Below are 19,325 nucleotides of genomic sequence, written 5' to 3' on the forward strand. Positions count from 1 at the left end.
ATCATGAACGAAGCATTTTTCGATAAAAAAGAATATAAGCCACTCGACCGGGTGGATGGACGCCTGAAAGTTACCGGCGCGGCGCAATATTCAGCAGAATATCCCTTACCGAATATGGCCTATGCCGTGCTGGTTGGCAGCCGGATCGCCAAAGGCACCATTAAAAGCATTGATACCAAAGCGGCCGAGCGCGCCCCGGGTGTGCTGGCGGTTATATCGCACCTCAATGCGATCAAAGTGCCTGGATACCAGCCCAAAGGCGAGCATCCCTCGGAGCCGTCGACCAGTGGCCAGCCGCTGCGCGTATTTTTTGACAATAAGATTTATTCCAATGATCAGCCTATTGTAGCGGTTGTTGCAGTGAGTCTGGAAAAGGCGCAGCATGCCGCGTCGCTGGTCAAAGTCCAGTACAATAAGGAGCAACATCAGACCGATCTGGAAGCAAACGCTAAAAATGCGAAGCTGCCTGAATCTGCCAAGAAAAACCCAAAGTCACCGACTGCGGATTACGACCGGGGACAAAAAGACGCATTTCAAAATGCCGCTGTAAAAATCGAAGCGGAATATGTGTTGCCTACCGAAATGCATAATCCAATGGAGTTGCAGGCGATAATCGCTCATTGGGAAGCCGATGACAAGCTCACGGTTTATGATAAGGTGCAGGGCACAAAAATGACGCAGAAGAATTTTGCAAAAGAATGGAATATTCCGGAGCAGAATGTGAAAGTGATCGCGACGTTCGTAGGCGGCGCATTCGGGAATGGACTGCATAACTGGCCGCATGAAACGGCTGCTATCATTGCTGCAAAACAGGTGAAAAGGCCCGTTAAGCTGGTTTTAACCCGCGAGCAAATGTTCACGATGGTCGGTTACCGGCCACGGACCTGGCAAAAAATACAAATGGGAGCCATGCAGGACGGAAAACTGGTGGCTATCAACCACGAATCCATCGGCCAGACGTCGAGCTACGAAGAGTTCACCGAATCGACTTTACAGCAAACGCGAATGATGTATGCTTCGCCCAGCATAAGCACGCGTTATCGAATCTTGCCACTCAACCTGGCTACGCCTATATGGATGCGTGGGCCGGGTGAAGCAACCGGTGCTTTTGGGTTGGAATCTGCCATGGACGAAATGGCGTACGCCATCGGAATGGACCCGATCGATTTCAGGCTTGCAAACTATACGGAGTCCGATCCGGACAAAAAAATGCCGTGGTCTACCAAGTATATGCGGGAATGTTATGAGGAAGGAAAAAAGCGCATTGGCTGGGAAAACCGTAAGCTGAAACCGGGCGAAGTGCGCGAGGGGGAATGGCTTGTAGGTTACGGAATGGGCACCGGCACATTTGGTGCAAACCGCAATTCGGCCACTGTACATGCAGAGCTGGACAGGGAAGGCAACCTCATTATGCATTGCGCTATCACCGATATCGGCCCCGGCACCGGAACGGCAATGGTACAAATCGCATCCAATGCTACGGGCATCTCGACCGACAAAATAACATTTCACCTAGGAAGTTCTGAATTTCCGAATGCAGGATTGCAGGGAGGTTCTTCGACTGTGAATAGCGTGGGGCCGGCAGTGCTTGCTGCTTGTAATGCGCTGAAAGAACAGCTCATTACCATGGCAGCGGCCAAAGGAAATGCAGCATTCACTTTGGCAAAGGCTGATGATCTGATGTTTGATAAAAATGAATTGCAGCTCAGTGGCAAGTCTGCAAAAACAACGCTCGCCGATTTATTTAAACAAAATAACATTGAAAAAATAGAGACCACCAACGAGTCCAAGCCCGACGAAAACCGGAATAAATATTCGATGTATGCATTCTCCATGCACTTTGCCAAAGTGCACGTGCATCCGTTCACAGGCCAGGTGCGGGTGAAAAAAATCGTATGCTGCGCGGATGCGGGCACCATCGTAAGCCCCAAAACCGCGGCAAGCCAGATGATCGGTGGCGCTACGGGTGGCATTGGAATGGCATTGACAGAAGATGCGGTAATGGACCACCGTTATGGACGATACGTTACCAAGGACCTGGCGGATTACCACATGCCGGTTCACGCCGACGTGCCCGACATTGATGTGTATTTTGTAAACAAACCCGATTTACTGGCTGATCCGGTGGGCAGTAAAGGACTGGGCGAAATTGCAATCATCGGCGTAGCGCCTGCCATTGCAAACGCAGTCTTCAATGCAACGGGAAAACGGGTCCGCGAGCTGCCGATCACGCCGGATAAGCTGATATAGCTTCACTAAGCTCCTTTATTTAACTTCTATACTGGACCAGTAGGGCTTTGATTCTGTCTTATCCGGAAAAACGCCCGTTACAATGTATGAGCCCGATGGCAGGTTTGCCGGGATTGTATATTTGCCGATGGCAAAAGTTACCCCAGCCATTCCCCAGTTGTAAGTTGCCAGCTCTGGAACGAGGTCGATTGCTTTTCCAGCAGATTTGAGGCGCAGCCGCGGCAGGTGGTTTACATCAAATTCAGTTCTGGGATGAATGAACAGAGCCGGTGTTGATTTGGCATAAAAAACGTCGCCTTTGCGAAGTGACAATTGCTCAACGCTCCTGTTGAGACTCTGGTTGAGATCGCCTTTCCAGATGCTTTCCAGACAATTTGTCTGCGCCTTTCCCAGATACACGGCTCCTTTTCCAATCAGCTTGTCTTTTTCATAATAGGAGAGGAGATAGGAGCCGTCGGGCCAACCGGCAGGGATTTTATCCAACATCAAGGTATGAACATCATGCACCCGCACAGGAAGCACTACCGGCACAGGCAGCGAAACACTCGAAACGGTCATGGTGTATTTTTCTGTGGGCAAAAAGAAACCACCTCCTGCCTTAATGGTATCCTGCCGTGCATATTGAAATGGAATATAGCCAAAATCACGCACGACGGGCGTATCCCGCCTGAATCTGATTCCTTTGAAAACCACCGGATTCTGATTGTAAAACCTGATTTCCATAGTTAAGGGATCATTGGTGGCCAGCGCCAGCGCATTGGACAGATACATATGCGGATCGCCGATATAGAAAGTGGCTTCCTCAGAATTGCCTGATTTTTCATTGGTAATCTTAATCAAGGGATCGCCCGAATCCGGCGCAGAGGGCGAACTTCCTTGCTTCACATTAAACTTAAAAGGCAGCTTAATCGCATCCGCATTAACCGCAATCTCTCTTTGCAGCAATTCGATTTGAGGTGTTCCTGAAAAATTGAAATAGATGTTTATATGGGTGAAATCATTGTCTGCCTTGTCCTGCAACGATAAGTACAAAGGCGGAGTGCCTTGAAATTTGTAGCTGATTACGCTATCCCGCGTTGGCTCACTTGCATTATAGAGCAGTAGATTTATTCGCAGTGCACATTTAACTATCATTCATTCTTCAAACTATTCACCGGATTTAAAATGGCGGCTTTCACCGCCTGAAAACTGACTGTGGCGAGGCTGATGATAAAAGCGCCTGCAATGGCTGCTGCAAAAATCCACCAGGATAATGATGTTTGATAAGTGTATTGTTGCAACCAGTCGTGCATGAGATAATATGCGATGGGTGTCGCCAGCAGGCAGGATATCATTACCAGGGTCAGGAAATCTTTGGAAAGCAGTTTCCATAAGTTGGCCACGGAAGCGCCAAGGACTTTTCGGATACTGATCTCTTTCTGGCGTTGTTCGGCAAAGAACGTAGCTAAGCCAAAAAGACCGAGGCAACTAATAAAAATTGCCAAAGACGCAAAAGTTGTCGAGATTTGCCCGATCCGCTCTTCTGCCCGGAATTTCCGTTCATATTCATCACTGGCAAACTTATATTCAAAAGGACTTCCGGGATTGTGTTTCTTGAAAACCGGTTCAAGCTTTGAAAGAGCCTCCCGGGTCGGAATAGCCGGATTAAGCCTGATGTGAATGAAAGATACCCAATCTTCTTTCAGCATAAAAACGGTGGGCTGGATAGACATAAACGGCGAACCGGTAACCACATCATGAATCACGCCGATAATGGTATACTGATCTCCATTCCATTGCACGCGGGTTCCGACGGCTTCTTTGAGTCCCATGAATTTGACTGCACTTTCATTAATCACCATGCCAAGGCTGTCGGTAGAAAAAGCGCGCGAAAAGTCACGTCCCTGCTTGATTTTCCAATTAACAGTTTTGCCATAATCGTGGGTGACACCAACAGTTCCCAGATCACCCAGCTGGTGGGGATCTTTGCCGGTCCAGTTGAAACTTGCATCGCTGCTCCAGACCTCCGAAGTCGGACTCGAAGATTTAGAAATATCGATAGCAGCACCGGTTTGGAGTAAATCGTCTCGGAGCGGCTGTGAATGTGCTTGCAGATCTGGGGTGTTTATTTCAACGGACAGTAATCCCGAACGATCGAAACCCACCGGTCTGTCTTTGGCATACTGGATCTGGCGAAGCACAACCAAAGTGCCAATTATCAGCGTGATAGAAACTGTAAACTGGACAATAACCAGGGTTTGACGGGGTAAGGCGGCAAGCCGCCCTGCATGAACCTGTAACGACGAACCAGCGCCTTTCAGAACTTTGATCGGACGAAAGCCTGACAAGTAAATCGCGGGATAACTGCCAGCCAGAAGCCCGGTCAAAAGCGTAAAGCCCACACCAATAACCCAGCTCGTCTGATTTGTCCACGGAAATGTAATTTGCTTATCAGAAATCTGGTTGAACCAGGGTAATAGCAGCTGTACCAACAGCAAAGCCAGCATAAATGCAAATATTGCGACCATCACCGATTCTCCCAGGAACTGCGCCACCAGCTGACTACGCAGGGAGCCCACTGCCTTGCGAATGCCCACTTCCTTGGCCCGCTTTTGCGACCGGGCCGTGGACAGGTTCATGAAGTTGATACAAGCCAGCAGCACTACAAATGCACCAATGATGCCAAACAGCCATACAAATTGTATCCGCCCACGGACCGGCACGCCGTTTTCCCACTCCGAATACAAATGCCAGCGGCTCATCGGGTGAAGAAATGCTTTTGGGCTAAATCTGGCTTCTTCTTTTGCATGACGGGCTTTGATATTTTTAATCTTGGCGTTGATCTGGTCGAAGCTTGTGTTCGGCGCGATTTGTGCCAGCAAAAGGAAAGAATTATTTCCCCAGTTTGTTTCTGAGCGTTTTACCCAGGGTGTTTCCTCTAAAAAGTGCTTCCAGGGCAGCAGGAATGTTACATCATGGAATTCCGTCGCGTAAGGAAGGTCCTCGTAAATGCCGGTAACCTTGAAGTAATTTTTGTTGTCAACCTTTATCGTTTTGTTAATCGGGTCTTCTTCGCCAAACAAAGCTTCTGCAACTGATTCCGATAGCAGGGCTGAAGCCGGGTTATCAAGACCGGTGGCCGTGCCCCTGATCATCCGCAGCGACATCATGAATGGAAAATCCGGCTCGACGCAATTGCCCTTTCTGGAAATCTTCTTTTCGCCAGATGCTAAAATATGTTCCTCAGTCCATGACGAAGATGCGATATACGTGAATTCACTGGCATGCTCACTTTGTAAAGCCGCTCGCATGGGCAGGGGAGTGGCGGGAAAAGTATTAGTGATCCCGTTATAAGTTTGATGCTGCATGACCCGCGCAATGCGGTCGTAATGCTGATGATTTTTATTGTAGGAAAGCTCATCCCACATCCAAAGCCCTATCAGAATGGCCGTTGTCATCCCGATGGACAAGCCAACAATGTTGATGCCGGAATAAGTACGATTTTTTGCAAGATTGCGAAAGGCGATCTTCATGTAGTTTTGCAGCATATCTGTATGGCTTGGGTTTGGATATTGAGTGGATTTATCTCTCATGAGTGAAGGCCGCAGCAGGCTAAATACATCCATAATATAGCGCCGCCTAGCCTTACGCAAGCCTATTGCCTGAATCCGTTGCTGGAACAGCTCATATAAGTCACCTTCCATTTCATTGGCCAGGTGCGCGGGGCAGAACAATTGTAGCAGCCATGTTGCCCAGCGTGGCGGGACTTTACCGGCAGGTTTTGAAGCGCTCATGACCAGGCGATTTTTGGAATGGTATCCCACATCTGATTGCGAAGCTGCCTGATTTCCTCCAATGCGCGTCGGCCCAATGCGGTCACGACATAGAGCCGTTTGCTCCTTCCGCCCCGCTCGCCCGTGGCGCCACCCATTTCGGATTTAACAAGTCCTTTCTCTTCAAGCCGGTGCAGGGCAGTATGCACTGCTCCTAAGTTGACTGCCCGACCAAGTTGCTGCTCAATTTCATTAACCACAGCGGCCCCATAAGCATCTCCCGTCCGTATGGCGACGGCCAGCAAAACCACTTCTTCAAATTCTCCAAGGTAAGTTCCTTTCATCGTCTCGTATTAGTTATGTAAATGTATAACAAATACCTTACCAACAATCCAAATAAGCTCAGAACGCCAGGAAAGCCACATTTTAAAATTTAAGGTGTTCAAAAACGCACAATTTCGCGTTCAGATCTGGACAAACGAATGATTGGATAGCAGGCATAAATGCGTCATTATCGAGGCACTTGCCTATCTATCCAGCTGCTTGTCAATTTCCAATGCAGCGCTGATTAATGCCAGGTGCGTAAATGCTTGCGGGAAGTTGCCCAGGTGCTCGGCTTTGTGGCCGATTTGTTCGCTAAACAAGCCCAGGTGATTGGCATAACCTATCATTTTTTCAAAACTATCGAGCCCTTTCGCGACTTCGCCGCTCTTGGCGAGGGATTCAATATACCAGAAGGAGCACATGTTAAATGTGCCTTCTTCACCTTCCAGACCATCAAATGATGCTTCACCGTTTTTGTAACGATACAGCAGCACGTCCACACCCAACTGTTCTTCCACGACTTTCAATGTGGACAACCAGCGCGGTTCGTGAGGTGAGATAAAATGCATTAGCGACATCAGCAAGACGCTGGCATCCACCGTTTTTGCACCTTTGTGCTGCACCCAGGCACCGATCTCATCGTTCCAGAAATTTTCATAAATGTCTGTATAAATGTCGTCACGCACTTTTTTCCAGTCATTTTCGGGAAAAGGGAATGAGCGGTGCTGCCCGATCTTTATTGCGCGGTCCATGGCGACCCAGCACATAAGCCTGCTGTGCAGGAAATGTTTCTCGGTGTTCCTGATCTCCCAGATCCCGTGATCGGCCGTATTCCACTGTTTGGTAACCACATTTACCTGTTTCACAATTGTTTCCCAAAATTCAAACGTGATCGCCGTATGCTGTTTGTTGTATATGTAAATGGTGTCGATCAGCTCCCCGTAAATGTCGAGCTGATACTGATCTTGTGCACCGTTGCCGATCCTTACAGGCTTTGAATCCAGGTAGCCGCTTAGGTGTTCCAGCTCCTTTTCTTCCATATCATGGCCGCCATCGATCGTATACATCAGGTAAAGCTTATCTTCCTGGGCACGGTCGTGGATCCATTCCAGAAATGCCGTGGCCTCTTCTGTATAACCCAGCCGGAGAAATGCGTACATCGTAAATGCCGCGTCCCGGATCCACATAAAGCGGTAATCCCAGTTTCGCCCGCCGCCGATCACTTCCGGCAAGCTGAACGTCGGGGCAGCCACCATGGAACCCTGCTCGCGGGAAGTGAGCAGTTTGAGCGTAATAGCCGAACGGTTCACAGCGCCCGTCCAACGACCTTTATAAGTCGACTTCTTGGACCAGTTCCGCCAGAAATCAACCGTATCCTGGTAGGTATCTTTTTTATAAACATCAATTGGATTTTCATCCTCCACCTGCGTTTTGCCACATTCCAGCACCAGATAAGCCGTGTTTCCCTGTCCCAGCGTAAATTCCGCATAACCTGCATTTTTCCTGATCTGCAACGGAACATCCGCTATCAGGCGCATAACAGTTCCATCCTTGTCATCTGCTTTGAAATAAACACCCTCATCACGCATCTCGCAAGTGTGTGAAGCGCCGGCGTAGTCAAAAGCAGGCTCACATCTCGCCTGAAAAGTAATGTTGCCACGCACTGTTTTAACCTGCCGAACGATTGCATTCGATTTGTCCATCTGATCATTAACTGGCATGTAGTCCGTCACTTCTGCGATCCCGTATTGCGAAAAAAACCGGGTAAGCAGCACAGCCGTTGCCGGAAGATAGAGCTGCTTGGTATTATACCCGTCCATTTGGGGGAATATACCAAAGCTGCCACCGCTTTTGTTATCCAGTAATTTTGCAAAAACGGTCGGCGAATCAAACGCAGGATAACACATGAAATCGATAGAGCCTTCTACGGACACGAGGGCAACGGTTTTGAGGTTTCCAATCAATCCATAATCCTCAATCCGCGCATGTTCAGGGTTCTTTCTGGGCATTTGTTATTTTGTAAGTGTGAGAACGGAGTGTGTAAATTATCACGCCAGGAGAAGGGCCTCACAGCCTTTCCAACGAAGAATAGTCTCTCTTTAAGAGCTGATTTGCGAACAAAATCCCCAGTTCCCAGCCTTGGAACATTTGCAAACCAAGGTTTACTCAAACACTTTACCGTTCAATCATCCATCCCTGCCGGAGGGAAACCCTATTGCGTAAATCGCGGGGTAGGGCATAGGTTTCGATGTTGGGTTTGAAAGTTTAATTATCATTTTTTCACTTAAATTAAAATCAAACATGAAGACGAACAGATCAATTATAGTTTTAGCTGCTTTGGCGGCACTATCAGCATGTAAGGAAAAAGAAGTTCCGAAAGCAGATTCTTCATACATCACGGTGACCTCTCCGACCTGGAAGCAGGAGATTAATGATAATACGGACATCGTTGTAAAGGCCGTTATCAAGCCCCAGGAAAAATCTGTGGTTAGTTATCACATATTTCTTGTAGATGACAAGAAAAGGGAGATATATAATACAAAAACAGACTGTGACTGCAAAGACAAGAGTGAAGTTCAGTTGGAGGCAGCATTCAAATATGACATTAAGAAAACCTCAGAACTGCTCCTCCGCATTGATGCTGTGCTCAGTGATGGCAGCTCTATCAGGGAGGAAATTCCATTCAAATTAATTGACGCCAAAAAATAGAAAGCGCCAGCATTCACCAGAACTGAGCCAATCAATTGAATATCCTTTCACTAAATTCAAAAGACATGAAAACGAACAGATCAATTCTCACCATAGCCGTTTTGATAGGGACATTAGGTTCATGCAAGATGAAGGACGTCTCAAAAGATTCCCCGCTGATAACCGTGATTTCACCTTCCCGCAAGCAGGATGTGAAAGACATCGTTCCATTTAATGTTGAGGCTATTGTTGAACCAAAAGATAAGTCGGTGGTCCAATACACTTTAACACTGCTTGACAGCGAAAAACGCAAGGTTTTTGAAAAAGATGTAGACTGCGATTGCAAAGGAGAGAAGCGCGTTAAAATTAAAGAATCCATTGAATATGATGTGAATCAATCGACCGATGTGTTATTGCGACTATGGGTCATCTTTGAGGACGGCACCAGCGTCGTAGAAGAGGTTCCATTCAAAATGATTGACACCAAAATTTAAACTCAGACATTTTGATTCGTTGGTTAACTCCCGACAAAGTTCTTTCGAGTTAACCATCATTTTCCACCACGCATTCAAGCGGGGATGCTAACCCTATGTTCAGGCGAGCCAGAACCAATGATCTGGCGTGCCTGGACTTACCAGGACGTGCGTCTTTGAATGCAATAAGCTTGATATTATATGAGAATAAACATCTTTATAGCCCTATGGCTGGCTTCTGTGGCCGCACTTGGGCAAAAACGTATAACCATTAGCGGTTTTGTGAAAGAGAAAGGGAGCCAGGAATTGTTGACCGGGGCAAATGTTTATGTTCCGGGAACATCTTCTGGCGCTACAACCAACAATTATGCATTCTATTCACTCACCATTTCAGCAGCTGATTCGGTGAGCGTGACCTATTCTTTGGTTGGTTATGAGAGTCAAACAATACGCATTTCCGCGCAGAAGGATACGGAATTGAATGTGTATCTGCCTTCCATTCGTCAGCTGGATGAGGTGACCATTTCTGCGCGGAAGCAAGAGGATAATGTCAGCAGCTCGGCCCAAATGAGCGTGCTGGAAATCCCGATTGACCAGATTAAAAAAATTCCATCGCTGCTGGGAGAGAAGGACGTTTTGAAAGGTCTCCAACTCATGCCCGGCGTCCAAAAAGGAACCGAAGGCCAGACCGGATTATATGTACGCGGCGGCGGGCCAGACCAAAACCTGATCATTCTGGATGATGCCGTGGTTTACAATGCAAGTCATTTGTTTGGCTTCTTTTCGGTCTTCAACAGCGATGCTATCAAGCGCGTTGAATTGACAAAAGGCGGCTTTCCGGCTCGCTATGGCGGGCGGCTTTCTTCGGTTGTGGAAATGGATATGAAGGAAGGAAATAAGGAAAAGCTGCATGGAGAGGGCGGGATTGGGCTAATTTCGTCTAGACTAACATTGGAAGGGCCGATAAAAAAGAATAAATCCTCCTTCCTGATCTCAGGGCGAAGGACTTACCTGGATGTTCTGGCAGGTCCATATTTGAATTATAAAGAAAAACATGGTGGAAACGGAATTCGGCCAGGATATTATTTCTACGATTTAAACGCAAAAGTCAATTACGACCTTGGTACAAGAGACAAACTCTATGTAAGCGGCTATTTGGGAAAGGATAAATTATCTGTAAAAAAAGAGCATGGAAATTCTAAACTGAAAGCGGGGCTGAATTGGGGAAATGCAACGGCAACCATGCGCTGGAACCACGTGTTCAACCGAAAACTTTTTGCAAATACAGCCCTGATCTTCACCAATTTCAACTTTGCTACAGCAAGCTATACCCGGGAACCCGGAGTTGGTGATGGTAGCCCTGCGACCGAGTCGAGGCTCAAATACCATTCGCGAATCCAGGATCTGAGCTTTAAAAGTGATTTTGACTTTTATCCCAATGCAGCTCATGCGATAAAATTTGGAATCCAGGGCACGCGACATAAATCTACACCGTCGGCGTTGGCGATTTCAGACACAAATGCCGAGGGAACGATTGACCCATTAGAGAAGCCTCTGTATTCTTTGGAAGGCGGAGCTTATGTGGAAGACACCTGGCAGCCGTTTGACGCACTTAAAATGAACCTGGGCTTCCGCATGAGTTATTTTAAAGCAGATAAAAAAACATATCTTAACCCCGAGCCGCGCTTTTCGACAGCGTTGAAGCTGGCCCCTGATTTTTCTGCCAAGGCTTCCTACGCCCGTATGAACCAGTATGTGCATCTGCTTTCCAACACAGGCTTGGGTTTACCGACTGACTTATGGGTAACCAGCACAGACCGCATTGCTCCTCAGCAATCGAGCCAGGTTGCACTGGGATTGGCAAAGGATCTTCATAATAAAGGCTTGACCATTACATTGGAAGGGTTTTATAAGGATATGAAAAGCATTCTTAGTTATCGTGAAGGAGCCAGTTTTCTAGGTGTGAACGGAGAAAATGCTAATGATGTAAGCTGGCAGGACAACGTTACATCAGGGAAGGGTTGGTCGTACGGCTCTGAATTTCTGATTCAGAAAAAAAGCGGAAAGTTCTCAGGGTGGGTTGGTTATACATTATCCTGGATTTACTGGAAATTCCCCGAATTGAACAACGGGCAAACATTTCATCCGCGTTACGATCGCAGGCATGACGTTTCGGTGGTTGGGATTTATGAGCTGAACAAGCGGGTTACCATATCAGCAAGCTGGGTTTACGGAACCGGAAACGCGCTTACTGTTCCTGCGGCAACATTTTATCCAGTCAGTGATAATTTTTTCACACGATTTGATCCGTCTGAGAATATTTTAAACAGCAGTTACAGAGAATTGAAAGCTTCTGAATTCCCTGCCAAGAACAGTTTTCGAGCGGAAGCATTTCACAGGTTGGACCTCGCTATTCAGTTTCATAAAAAAAAGAAACGCCACGAACGGACCTGGGAATTTAGCGTTTACAATGCCTACAACCGCAAAAATCCATTTTTTTATGATCGCTCTGAAGAGAAAATAAGTGAAAGCGAACAGAAAAGTGTATTAAAAAAGTACTCGCTATTCCCAGTGGTGCCCTCAGTTATTTACAATTTTAAATTTTAAGCCATGAACACATTGAAATCCATATTGAGCATTACGCTCATATTCATCAGCTTTTCTGCTTGTGAAACGCAAATGACAAACATTCCGCCTTCCAAATTACCACAAGCAGATTCAAAGTTGGTAGTCAACTCCATCATTTCACCCGAGCTCCCTTTTATCAATGTGGTAGTAACGGAATCTATCCCTTTATTTGCACAAACAGATGCGACCGAAAGGCGTGTTGAAGATGCTACTGTCAAGCTTTCCGATGGGGTAAATGAGATTTTAATTCCATACAGTGTTGAGAATAAACTTTACAGTATTCCACAATCCAAATTCCCAATTAAAGATTTAAAAACATACTATTTATTTGTGTCGGATAAAAGCAGAAGCGTTACTGCCAAATGTACGGTTCCAGGTAAAAGGCCGGTTATTAAATCCTACGAATTTGACACCCTCATTGTTGATAACATTAGTATGAAAGATACCGTCCTGACAGTTCGAATGAGCTGGCAGGACGTTCCGGGCGATACTAATTATTACAAGGCCGATGCCGCGGTCGATTTGCAATATTCTGTTGCAAAGAGAACGGATAAAAATGAAATACAAGAGAAAATATTAACAGACCGTTTTCACTTTTACTGGCAAGGACAAGATGGGAAAACTGAATTGAGTAGTGATAAACATCGCGACGGCACCATAATGCATTCGCTGTTTGGAAAGTTTAATTTATTCAGTCCAACTCAGTTGACTATGACGGATGGAAAGAAGGTACTTTATCATTCAAAAAATAAAGTTTTGGGCCTGCTGCTGCAAGTCTTTAACATAGATGTGAACTACTATAAATACTTACGGTCAATAGAAAATACTCAAAACTCTGACACTCCATCCGCCGAACCCGCACCGCTGTATTCCAATGTTAATGGCGGGTTGGGATGCTTCGCGGCGTACAACGCAGCGCAGGTGAAGGTGGCTTTTTAGGCAAGGAATATTCAAAATTCAATTTCACAATAAATCTTACAATTATGAAAAGCAACAGATTAGGTTTAGCAATATTAAGTTTAGCAATGCTTGTAGGTGCTTGCAAAGAAAAAAATGTTTTTGAAGACTCACCATACATTACCGTTATATCACCAGTCCGTGATCAGGTTTTTCAGGACAAAGACAGTATTCGAATTAAGGCCCAAATTGAACCAAAAAACACATCCGTTATTAATTCAAGGGTTAACATTATAGACAAGAAGGGAAAAGTTTTGTTTTCATCTAATCTCGGATGTGCTTGCTCGAATATGCCACTGATCAAAATCGAAAAATCAATTCTATATCCTGTAAAGAAAAAGCAGGATGTCTATCTTGAAATCTGTGCGGATTTGGAGAATGGTCAATCAATCTGTGAAAAAATACCATTCGTTATTACAAAGTAGGAGCAATTATTTCTCTAAATTTTTCAGCCTTGTTAGTTTTTGGCTAGTGATTGCTAAACTATAAAGTGAAAGCCATGAAATTCATTAGAACCTTTTTCAGTATCCTGCTGATGAGCATTATACTATCTGCTTGTGAAACGTCGTTGCCCAACATTCCGCTTTCCAAGCTTCCGCATGCAGAATCCAAATTGGTAGTCAACTCCATCATCTCACCCGAACTGCCTTACATCAATGTTGTTGTAACGGAGTCAATTCCATTGTTTACCGAAACAGATGCAACCGAAAAACGAGTAGAAAATGCTGTTGTCCGAATTTCTGACGGAGTGAATGAAATAACCATTCCCTTCGATGCCGAGAAAAAGCTTTACAGCATTCCACAATCCAAATTCCCCATTAAAGACTTAAAGACATACTATTTATCTGTTTCGGATAAAAGGAGAAGCGTTACTGCCAAATGTAAGGTTCCAGGTAAAAGGCCGGTTATTAAATCCTACGAATTTGACACCCTTATTGTCGATAACATCATTATGAAAGACACCGTTCTGACAGTTCGAATGAGCTGGCAGGACGTTCCGGGTGATACAAATTATTACAAGGCAGATGCAGCGGTCGACTTGCAGTATTCTGTTGCAAAAAGGACAGATACAAACGAAATACAAGAGAAAATGCTAACAGATCAGTTTCACTTTTACTGGCAAGGACAAGATGGGAAAACTGAATTTGTAAGTGACAAACATCTCGATGGTAGCACGATGCATTCGCTATTTGGAAAGTTTAATTTATTAAGTCCAAAATCAGCTGATTATGACTGATGGAAAGAAGGTGATTTATTATCCAAAAAATAAAGTTTTAGGGTTGTTGCTCCAAGTATTTAACATAGATGTGAACTACTATAAATACTTGCGATCATTAGAAACTACTCAAAACTTAGACACTCCCTTCTCCGAACCCGCACCGCTATATTCCAACATTCAAGGCGGGTTGGGATGTTTCGCAGCATACAACGCAGCGCACGTAAAGGTGGCATTTTAGGCCGTTGCCCTTACAAACAGGCACGGGTGAATGCATAAACATCTTGTTAATTGGGTCAAAAAGAAGAAAATTTGCTTAACCCAATTACTTCAACCTTACATTATAATGAACATTATATCGCATACTGCAGGCGAAGTCCAGATCGCGGAAGTCACTTCTGACAAGCTGATTATCGAAACAGCCGAAGATGGACTCGAACTGCTTGGAAACCTTTATTACCAAGGTTTTGACAGCATTATCATTCATGAGGCAAACATCACATCCTCCTTCTTCGACCTGAAAACCGGCATCGCCGGAGAAATCCTTCAAAAATTCTCCAACTACCGAATGCGTCTGGCTATCATCGGCGACTTTGACAAATATCCCGGAAAGAGCATTCAGGATTTTATTAGGGAAAGTAACCGCGGTGGGAGGGTTAATTTTTTAGGTGGCGTTTCTGAGGCGTTGGAGAGGCTTTCTAATCGGTAGGGAGAGAGCAATATTGATTGGTGATTGTAGTGGCAGCTTTGCAAGTTTTATGTTTCGCATGCTAGTGTTTAACCAACTTTACTGATTTAATTTGATCCTGATCTTGAATGGTCAGGATATATTGGCCGGTAGGAAGCGACTGATCCACCTCAATATTGACCTCGTTTTCAACAAATGTGACTCTCCTTATGAAGATGCTTTGTCCTGAACTATTGCTCAAATTGACCGTCGAGCTTTGCGACAATGCCCAGGGGACTTGAACCATGACCCTGTTGCTGAATGGATTGGGGCTGCCAAATGCAGTTGGCTGTTGTGAATCCGTCTTTATGTTTATGATACGGCTATAAGTAAAACTGGCATCTTTATCAACCATTTTAAGGCGGTAGTAAATTGAGCCTCCGGCGGGCAATCCTTGCACAAATGCTGTGTCCACTATGCGGTAGGCATGTTTTCCTTCAAGATATTGCTCTTCCAAAATTTTGGTAAAGACTCTTCCATTCAAACTTCTTTCCACCTCGAAATGGCTCACGTTCACTGCATCGGCTGTCAACCATTTTAAGGAAATCGCTTTTTCTTCCTGATTGGCCTCAAATTTTACAAGCCTGACGGGCAAGACCTCGTCATCTGCAACTGCAAAGCGGCCCATCTCCACGTTACTGCGGCTCAACGTGTAAGGACCTGATCCACTTGCGGCTTTTAATTCGTCACACTGCCAGCGACTACCTATGGAGTTGCCAATAATGGTTGCAAGACCGCATATCTCCCTATTAAACCCGGGTTTTTCGTCTGTGCTATTCCATTGCAGAGTGAGCGATATCTTACCGTGTTCTATCCCTCCGGTACCTTCAAAAGCAAACCAACTCTTATTCACTACTCCGTTGGCAATAGGCATACCCTGGGCATCCCCTCCATTGAAGTGCTCGTATGCACCATCTAAAACCAAACATTTAACGGGATAGGGATCACCATCATGCACAACGGTCATTGGTGTATAGCTGGTAGCTGTTCCAATTGGAAATATCTGTCCGGCTTGATCTGTATACATTACCAATCCACCGCCCATAGAGTAGTTCACCACAAAATACCTGTCCTTATCAAAGTTTGAAACGGTTGCAGAAGGCCCCATATAAAGGCTGGATAAGCCCAAGAGAAACTTGCCCGAGGCAAAATCAAAATTTTCAAGCACAGTAATGTCACTCCCGTATTGCTCCATAGTCTTGTTGCCTCCTACAATACGTATGTTTGCGTATGTCCCGCTGCGTATTTCTTGCGGCCCATTTGCAGAAAATACTGTAAGTGCATTAGGAGCGGTCGCGTTATAGCCATATCCAATAATCTTTCCGGCCAACATAAATGTTCCTCCGGAAGAAACTGTTAAGGATCCGGATGTTATTTGCACATTTCGCGCAGCCGAATTCGCAGTAACAATTGGGCTCCGTTGATATAGATATAGGATTTCGACGTCTGTGTTTATATCTGGCACCGCATTACACGACCAGTTTGCCGCATTGTCCCAATTGCTATCCACGGCGCCGGTCCAGGTCGATTTGATCGCTATATTCGCTTCGGAAGAAGTTGTTGTTTCGCCGGAATTGCTTGCTATACAACGATATACAAAATCTTGATAGGCAGACGGAACATTTGTTATTTTTAAATTAGGGGTGTTTACATTACTGTAAGGTGGCAGCTCGGCAAGATCTGTGAACCCAGTTCCCGTATTCACCTGCCATTGGTAAGATGTGGCCCCGATTGCGACAATGCTGAAAGTGGCGTCTGAGTTGGCACAAATTGCTTGTGATGAAGGTTCTTGAGTAATGATTGGTGCTGCTGATATTTCGTGCCTAGTGCCGCTCCATTCCCTATTTGTGATCCCATAAGTCTTTGGGATTGATAAAACGATTAAATAAAATGCTAATAAACAGAATCTGGGATTTTGTAAATGATTCCTCATATTTAGTTCAGTTTTCAGGATGATATTTATACTCTGTTGAAGAGAAGCCTTTCATCAAACTTTATAAACGTTGAGGATTACAAAGTAACTGATTTAAACCAAGATCTATATACACCATGAAGGAAATTATAATTATTCTCTATTTGTACTGCTAGAATTATCCTTCTTAATACGATCATGTACTTTCAAGTATCCAAGTCGCCCTGGAATGTTGAATGTCCCACTTCTGGCACAGATTTTTATCTACCCTTATCACAATTCATCAACAAGCTAAAAAACATGAAATCGTCAGCAAAAAATCAGGAATTATTCGAAGACCAAAACATATTTGAAAACACCAATCCTTTTCAGCGTGAAAGTGCTTCAGCCGGGATGCAGAAATCGGGTAAAAGACCGAGAATTATGAAGCCGCTTTATTCGGTTCGCTTGTCTTAAAAGTGGAAAGCGGCATTAAGCACACCATAAGCAGCACTAGACACACTATAAAAATATGGCCTGGAAGTTGAGATACATATCAACTCGCCAGGCCTTTTTATTTTTGCTTTCGCTTAGTTTGCAGTCCAAGCTCAATCTATAATTATCTAATTCAAACTCATCTTCTTGAATTCCAGCGGTTTCATGCCGGTTTGCTTTTTGAATAACCGCGTGAAGTAGGAGCTGTTTTCAAACCCGAGTCCGTACGCAATTTCTGCAACGCCCTGACTGCCTTCTCTCAACATATTTTTCGCTTCCGAAATCAATGATATATGAATGAGGTCCATGGCGGTTTTGCCTGTTTCCTGACGGAGCAGGTCACTGAGGTAACGTGAGGAAACATTGAGCTGCTCGGCGATTGAATTTACGCTGGGTAACCCCTTGGTTTGCAAATATCCCTGGCCATAATATGCCCCCAGCGCGTCGTTGAACCTGGTGACGGTTTTGCCCGACATGTCGGTGCGGTTGAGGAATTGCCTTTTGTAAAACCGCTGCGCATACATCAAAATCGAGGCTATGTGGCTCAGAATGATCTCCCGGCTATATTCGTCGGGATTATTTTGGTATTCCGCTTTAACCTTATCATGAAGCTCCCAGATCACAGCTTCTTCTTTTGGGGAAAGGTGCAGCGCTTCATTTACCTCGTAATCAAAGTAACCGTATTTCTGAATGGCGTGGTGCAGTTCGTGGCCGGCCAGGAAATCTTCGTGAATGAGGATCATAAATCCCTTTTCTTCAAACTCAACGTCCTTAATTTCAATGATCTGCCGGGGTTTGACAAACATCATCGAGCCCTCGCTATGGTCATATTCTGTTCGGCCATAACGGATAATGCCGGACCTTAACTTCTTGAAACCAATCATGTAAGCATCGCTGGTGAACTCGCGGTCACCGAGCGTGCAGGCATTGTTACAAGCATTGATGCTGAATAGCGGATTTTCCGGTGGCGCCCAGCCATTGCCCTTATGGATCTCGCTTATCGTTTTATAATGTTTCATTTGTATTGCTAAAAACGAATTGTTCAGAGTTAACAATTTAGCTGTTTTTATAATTCGGCCTATTCAATGTCCGTGCGCCGCAATGCTGACGTCCTTCCAGGCCTGAATATCTTTTAAGCGTTCTGTATAAGCCTGATTCATACCATGATAAGCCACTTTTCCCAACAATAATCTCAGCGGAGGATTTTCACTGTCTATCACTTTCAGAATAGCATCCACGGTTGCTTCCGGCTTGCCCCAGCCATCCGGATTCTCGCCTGATTCAGCAAATGCAGCGCGTAAGGGCGCATAATCTTCGATGTCCGATGTGGTCTGAACTGCGGAATTTCCAGCCCATTCTATTGCATATCCGTTGGGCTCGATCAAGGTGAATTTAATGCCGAGATGTGCCACTTCGCTCGCAATGGTTTCGCTTAGGCCTTCCACTGCAAATTTGGATGCATTATATAAGCCCAGCATAGGCAAGGTTGTTAGTCCCAAAAAGCTTGAAACCTGGATGATATGACCTTATTTTTGCGCTCTCATTACGGGCAGCACCGCTTGTGTGACCCAAAGCAAACCAAAGAAATTGGTTTCCATTTGTGCCCTTGCCTGCTCTTCTGTGGTTTCTTCCACCGTTCCGAATACCCCATATCCCGCATTATTAATTAGGATATCAATGCTTCCGAAATGCTCTTTTACCTGTGCAACGGCTTTGTTTACTGCATTTCTGTCGTTGACATCGAGCTGAACGGGCAGAATGTTGTCGCCGTACGTGGCAACCAAATCGTCCAGGGCCGCAATGTTGCGAGCGCTGGCGGCAACTTTATCTCCGCGTTTCAGGAGTGCTTCTGCCCATAATTTTCCAAATCCTCTGGATGCGCCGGTAATAAAAATGGTTTTTGACATGATCTTATTTTTTTGTG

The 19,325-nt window shown here is 45.4% G+C and carries 15 protein-coding genes and 1 pseudogene; 9 read left to right on the forward strand and 7 right to left on the reverse strand.

Annotation, left to right across the window (positions count from 1 at the left end; all coding sequences use genetic code 11):
* The first annotated feature begins 3 nt into the window (after positions 1 to 3).
* Positions 4 to 2,250 carry a xanthine dehydrogenase family protein molybdopterin-binding subunit gene (locus G395_RS0116780; RefSeq protein ID WP_035361600.1) on the forward strand — a complete coding sequence of 749 codons (2,247 nt, stop codon included), beginning with the start codon at positions 4 to 6 and terminating at the stop codon, positions 2,248 to 2,250.
* 15 nt (positions 2,251 to 2,265) lie between these two features.
* Here G395_RS0116780 and G395_RS0116785 read toward each other — a convergent pair whose 3' ends face one another.
* The 4 genes from G395_RS0116785 to G395_RS0116800 all read right to left on the reverse strand — a co-directional run bounded on the left by G395_RS0116785 (position 2,266) and on the right by G395_RS0116800 (position 8,335).
* Entirely contained in the window at positions 2,266 to 3,384 is a 1,119-nt protein-coding gene (locus G395_RS0116785; RefSeq protein ID WP_026631114.1) for a hypothetical protein, read from the reverse strand.
* Positions 3,381 to 6,023: an ABC transporter permease gene (locus tag G395_RS0116790; protein WP_084439682.1), complete on the reverse strand. Its 2,643-nt coding sequence runs from the start codon at positions 6,021 to 6,023 to the stop codon at positions 3,381 to 3,383. The genes G395_RS0116785 and G395_RS0116790 overlap by 4 nt, the downstream gene beginning before the upstream one ends.
* Entirely contained in the window at positions 6,020 to 6,346 is a 327-nt protein-coding gene (locus G395_RS0116795) for a PadR family transcriptional regulator (RefSeq protein ID WP_026631116.1), read from the reverse strand. The genes G395_RS0116790 and G395_RS0116795 overlap by 4 nt, the downstream gene beginning before the upstream one ends.
* Before the next feature lie 183 nt (positions 6,347 to 6,529).
* Entirely contained in the window at positions 6,530 to 8,335 is a 1,806-nt protein-coding gene (locus G395_RS0116800) for a glycoside hydrolase family 15 protein (protein ID WP_026631117.1), read from the reverse strand.
* A 292-nt stretch (positions 8,336 to 8,627) separates the two neighbouring features.
* On the opposite strand from G395_RS0116800, the gene G395_RS0116805 reads away from it, so the two are divergent.
* The 8 genes from G395_RS0116805 (at position 8,628) to G395_RS0116840 (ending at position 14,997) form a co-directional block, all read left to right on the forward strand.
* Positions 8,628 to 9,035 (forward strand): hypothetical protein, encoded by a 408-nt coding sequence (locus G395_RS0116805; protein ID WP_026631118.1) that lies wholly within the window; start codon positions 8,628 to 8,630, stop codon positions 9,033 to 9,035.
* Positions 9,036 to 9,100: 65 nt separating this feature from the next.
* Positions 9,101 to 9,508: a hypothetical protein gene (locus G395_RS0116810; RefSeq protein ID WP_157486721.1), complete on the forward strand. Its 408-nt coding sequence runs from the start codon at positions 9,101 to 9,103 to the stop codon at positions 9,506 to 9,508.
* Between the two features lie 180 nt (positions 9,509 to 9,688).
* The gene (locus tag G395_RS0116815) at positions 9,689 to 12,094 is read left to right on the forward strand and encodes a TonB-dependent receptor (protein ID WP_026631120.1); all 2,406 of its coding nucleotides are present in this window, start codon (positions 9,689 to 9,691) and stop codon (positions 12,092 to 12,094) included.
* A 72-nt stretch (positions 12,095 to 12,166) separates the two neighbouring features.
* The gene (locus G395_RS0116820) at positions 12,167 to 13,054 is read left to right on the forward strand and encodes a DUF4249 domain-containing protein (RefSeq protein ID WP_169720052.1); all 888 of its coding nucleotides are present in this window, start codon (positions 12,167 to 12,169) and stop codon (positions 13,052 to 13,054) included.
* Between the two features lie 44 nt (positions 13,055 to 13,098).
* Positions 13,099 to 13,497 (forward strand): hypothetical protein, encoded by a 399-nt coding sequence (locus G395_RS0116825; RefSeq protein WP_026631122.1) that lies wholly within the window; start codon positions 13,099 to 13,101, stop codon positions 13,495 to 13,497.
* A gap of 74 nt (positions 13,498 to 13,571) precedes the next feature.
* Positions 13,572 to 14,309: a DUF4249 family protein gene (locus G395_RS0116830; RefSeq protein ID WP_026631123.1), complete on the forward strand. Its 738-nt coding sequence runs from the start codon at positions 13,572 to 13,574 to the stop codon at positions 14,307 to 14,309.
* On the forward strand, positions 14,302 to 14,529 hold the full coding sequence (locus tag G395_RS33100) for a DUF4249 family protein (protein WP_026631124.1): 228 nt from the start codon (positions 14,302 to 14,304) through the stop codon (positions 14,527 to 14,529). Before G395_RS0116830 ends, G395_RS33100 begins: the two co-directional genes overlap by 8 nt.
* Before the next feature lie 105 nt (positions 14,530 to 14,634).
* Positions 14,635 to 14,997: a DUF4180 domain-containing protein gene (locus tag G395_RS0116840; protein ID WP_026631125.1), complete on the forward strand. Its 363-nt coding sequence runs from the start codon at positions 14,635 to 14,637 to the stop codon at positions 14,995 to 14,997.
* 61 nt (positions 14,998 to 15,058) lie between these two features.
* On the opposite strand, the gene G395_RS0116845 is transcribed toward G395_RS0116840, so the two are convergent.
* The 3 genes and pseudogenes from G395_RS0116845 to G395_RS29630 all read right to left on the reverse strand — a co-directional run bounded on the left by G395_RS0116845 (position 15,059) and on the right by G395_RS29630 (position 19,308).
* On the reverse strand, positions 15,059 to 16,948 hold the full coding sequence (locus G395_RS0116845; RefSeq protein WP_084439684.1) for a DUF8693 domain-containing protein: 1,890 nt from the start codon (positions 16,946 to 16,948) through the stop codon (positions 15,059 to 15,061).
* 581 nt (positions 16,949 to 17,529) lie between these two features.
* The gene (locus G395_RS0116855) at positions 17,530 to 18,420 is read right to left on the reverse strand and encodes a helix-turn-helix domain-containing protein (protein ID WP_026631128.1); all 891 of its coding nucleotides are present in this window, start codon (positions 18,418 to 18,420) and stop codon (positions 17,530 to 17,532) included.
* Between the two features lie 63 nt (positions 18,421 to 18,483).
* Positions 18,484 to 19,308, reverse strand: a pseudogene (locus G395_RS29630) (oxidoreductase).
* Positions 19,309 to 19,325: the final 17 nt, after the last annotated feature.

The sequence above is a fragment of the Dyadobacter alkalitolerans DSM 23607 genome, from assembly GCF_000428845.1.
Taxonomy (GTDB): domain Bacteria; phylum Bacteroidota; class Bacteroidia; order Cytophagales; family Spirosomataceae; genus Dyadobacter; species Dyadobacter alkalitolerans.

Coding starts and splice junctions, on each gene's coding strand:
- G395_RS0116815 (WP_026631120.1), top strand. CDS start 9,689: ATGAGAATAAACATCTTTATAGCCCTATGGCTGGCTTCTGTGGCCGCA.
- G395_RS0116805 (WP_026631118.1), top strand. CDS start 8,628: ATGAAGACGAACAGATCAATTATAGTTTTAGCTGCTTTGGCGGCACTA.
- G395_RS0116785 (WP_026631114.1), bottom strand. CDS start 3,384: ATGATAGTTAAATGTGCACTGCGAATAAATCTACTGCTCTATAATGCA.
- G395_RS0116800 (WP_026631117.1), bottom strand. CDS start 8,335: ATGCCCAGAAAGAACCCTGAACATGCGCGGATTGAGGATTATGGATTG.
- G395_RS0116855 (WP_026631128.1), bottom strand. CDS start 18,420: ATGAAACATTATAAAACGATAAGCGAGATCCATAAGGGCAATGGCTGG.
- G395_RS0116845 (WP_084439684.1), bottom strand. CDS start 16,948: ATGAGGAATCATTTACAAAATCCCAGATTCTGTTTATTAGCATTTTAT.
- G395_RS0116825 (WP_026631122.1), top strand. CDS start 13,099: ATGAAAAGCAACAGATTAGGTTTAGCAATATTAAGTTTAGCAATGCTT.
- G395_RS0116840 (WP_026631125.1), top strand. CDS start 14,635: ATGAACATTATATCGCATACTGCAGGCGAAGTCCAGATCGCGGAAGTC.
- G395_RS0116820 (WP_169720052.1), top strand. CDS start 12,167: ATGACAAACATTCCGCCTTCCAAATTACCACAAGCAGATTCAAAGTTG.
- G395_RS33100 (WP_026631124.1), top strand. CDS start 14,302: ATGACTGATGGAAAGAAGGTGATTTATTATCCAAAAAATAAAGTTTTA.
- G395_RS0116790 (WP_084439682.1), bottom strand. CDS start 6,023: ATGAGCGCTTCAAAACCTGCCGGTAAAGTCCCGCCACGCTGGGCAACA.
- G395_RS0116810 (WP_157486721.1), top strand. CDS start 9,101: ATGAAAACGAACAGATCAATTCTCACCATAGCCGTTTTGATAGGGACA.
- G395_RS0116830 (WP_026631123.1), top strand. CDS start 13,572: ATGAAATTCATTAGAACCTTTTTCAGTATCCTGCTGATGAGCATTATA.
- G395_RS0116795 (WP_026631116.1), bottom strand. CDS start 6,346: ATGAAAGGAACTTACCTTGGAGAATTTGAAGAAGTGGTTTTGCTGGCC.
- G395_RS0116780 (WP_035361600.1), top strand. CDS start 4: ATGAACGAAGCATTTTTCGATAAAAAAGAATATAAGCCACTCGACCGG.